Origin of the sequence: Jeotgalibacillus sp. S-D1 (assembly GCF_004358665.1) — a bacterium.
GTDB lineage: Bacteria > Bacillota > Bacilli > Bacillales > Jeotgalibacillaceae > Jeotgalibacillus.
This window is the reverse complement of the sequence record NZ_SMZR01000026.1, coordinates 1-2,282: the sequence shown is the minus strand read 5'-3', so window position 1 is coordinate 2,282 and position 2,282 is coordinate 1. Positions and strand designations below refer to the sequence as shown.

Here is a 2,282-nt window from a genome sequence, read left to right as displayed (position 1 = left end):
AAAAATCCGGATTATTTTGACAGCAGATTGAGTGGCAAAAACTCAGTGCTTAAAACTAAAACACTATTAAATCAAACTAAAATAAACTAAAACAAACCTATTTATCAAATCTATCGAACACGTTAAAAACCTAATTGAGTAAATAAGGATTAGATTATGCAAAAATCAGGACTAATGATTGGCCATTTTGAGCCGCTGCATTTGGGCCATATTCGCAGTATTTTACATGCTTCATCGTTGGTTGAAGTTTTACACATTGTCATTACCAAACACCCCAACCCCAATCATAAATTTCCAGTCACATTGCAAGACAAAGCGCGTTGGCTACAAATGGCATGCAGTGATTTGCCTTTTATCAAAATTCATACTTGTGATGATTTCTTGTTCCCGGTGCACGATAGTATTGAAGATATTGCCATCAATATTGATGCCTACAATGCCAAAATTGATTATATTCAGGACAAATTTCAAATCGATGAAGACAATGTGCTGTTGGTGACTGAAGGTCATCCCTTATCGAAACCTGCAGTCACCTCAGCGTTAAACATTGACGTCACCACAACGCCACTTCATCCTGAATTTGATAGTACTGCTATTCACTACAATCCTATTGCCAACTGGGATATCATCCACCCTGAAGCACGTGGCAGCTATACGCGTACAGTCGCTATTGTCGGCGGTGAAAGCTCGGGTAAAACCACCTTGGCCCATAAGCTTGCCAACTACTATGGTGCTGATTTGGTACTAGAGATGGGCCGACTCTATGTCGGTACTGACTTGGGTGGCACTGAAGAGGGGCTGCAATACAGTGATTATGGTTCCATCGCTTTAGACCATGCTCAAGCGGTGCGTGAGACGATGTACCAAGCCCAATCTCCTATTACTATCGTTGACACCGACTTTGTCACGACTCAAGCATTTTGTGAGGAGTATGAGGGCCGTAGCCATCCTTTTGTCACAGCTTGTATAGAAGAGTTTCGTTTTGACCATACCCTATTTTTGGCCAATAATACGCCTTGGGTAAATGATGGTATGCGCTCGTTGGGCAGTCATAATGATCGAGAACGCTTTGAAAATAGGCTGAGCGCAATTTTTGAGCGTCATCATATCGAAACTCATCGCATTACTAGTCCAGATTACTTTCAGCGCTATCAGGATGCCATCGCCTATATTGACCAACACATTTTTAATAAATAAACTGCCGTAACAAACGAACGGTATAACAAGCAAATCGCTTCTATAGATAGCCGCCTAGGTCTGTGCTTAAGCCAATCACAAACCTTGTCGCTGAATTGTCAGATTAAGGACTTACATGCGTATCCAACTATTAGATAACCTCACCGGAAAATGGGCAATGCAATGGATTATTGCTTGGTTTGTCTTCGGTGTCATAGCACTCGGCACTGGTTTTTGGCTGACCACAGAACATACCCAGCTAGACTGGTTTTACTTAGGTGTTTCCTTAGTAGGATTGGGCTGTGTGGTGTCTTTGTCTTTCCGTAGGAATGTGATGGGTAATGGCCTAGGCATGGCTGCTACCGCAGGTGAGGTGGTGGTTCAAGGTACTTCAGGCGCTGTGGGTCTCATGATGGCCCCGCTGTTTAACTTTTTTACTCATGTTTATGGCTTATTTTACTGGTCAAAAAACACTGACCCCGATGGCAATATGGTCCCAAAATCAGCCACCAAGTGGGTGTGGATAGTGACCCTCGCTTTTATCGCCATTGGTCTGACTTTATTTCCTATCGTTAACGAATGGTTGGCCCAAAAGGGCTATGCCGTGGTGCAAGATGACGGTAGCCAGTTCTTAGGCATGATCGACTTCTACTGGATTAACGTGTTTGCTTTTGTACTGTCCATTACCGCACAGGCAACAATGATCCTTCGTTACTCTTTTAACTGGTGGATATGGATTGCAGTGAATTTTGTCTGGTTGATTGTTAACTTGATGACTGGTAACTATATCTTTGCCATTCAAACCATGGTCTATCAGATTAACTCATTCATTGGGTTGTATGAGTGGCAACGTAGTGCGGAAGAAGCCTAGCAATCAGTTTATAGGGCGTTTTGCTGGCTATCAGTGGCTGTCAAACATAGCAACTTCTCTACATAAAAAAATACCGCGAATCATTCGCGGTATTTTTTCTGCTGTATAAGTAATAACTTCTAAATATCATCACTCATTAAGCCACCAAAGAATCAAATCAAGCCTAGTTAGCGTTTCTCAACGCTGCAATACGATCATCTAATGTCGGATGCGAGCGGAAGAAATTGGCAATACT

General features: G+C 42.4%; 2 protein-coding genes. Both read left to right on the top strand.

Features of this window, described 5'->3' with window-relative positions:
• Nucleotides 1-156: 156 nt before the first annotated feature.
• Complete coding sequence (nadR, locus tag E2R51_RS20510) at nt 157-1,197, top strand: multifunctional transcriptional regulator/nicotinamide-nucleotide adenylyltransferase/ribosylnicotinamide kinase NadR (RefSeq protein WP_133378732.1); 1,041 nt, start codon at nt 157-159, stop codon at nt 1,195-1,197.
• A 157-nt stretch (nt 1,198-1,354) separates the two neighbouring features.
• Nucleotides 1,355-2,047, top strand: a complete 693-nt coding sequence (pnuC, locus tag E2R51_RS20505) for a nicotinamide riboside transporter PnuC (RefSeq protein ID WP_205703364.1) — start codon at nt 1,355-1,357, stop codon at nt 2,045-2,047.
• Nucleotides 2,048-2,282 lie beyond the last annotated feature (235 nt).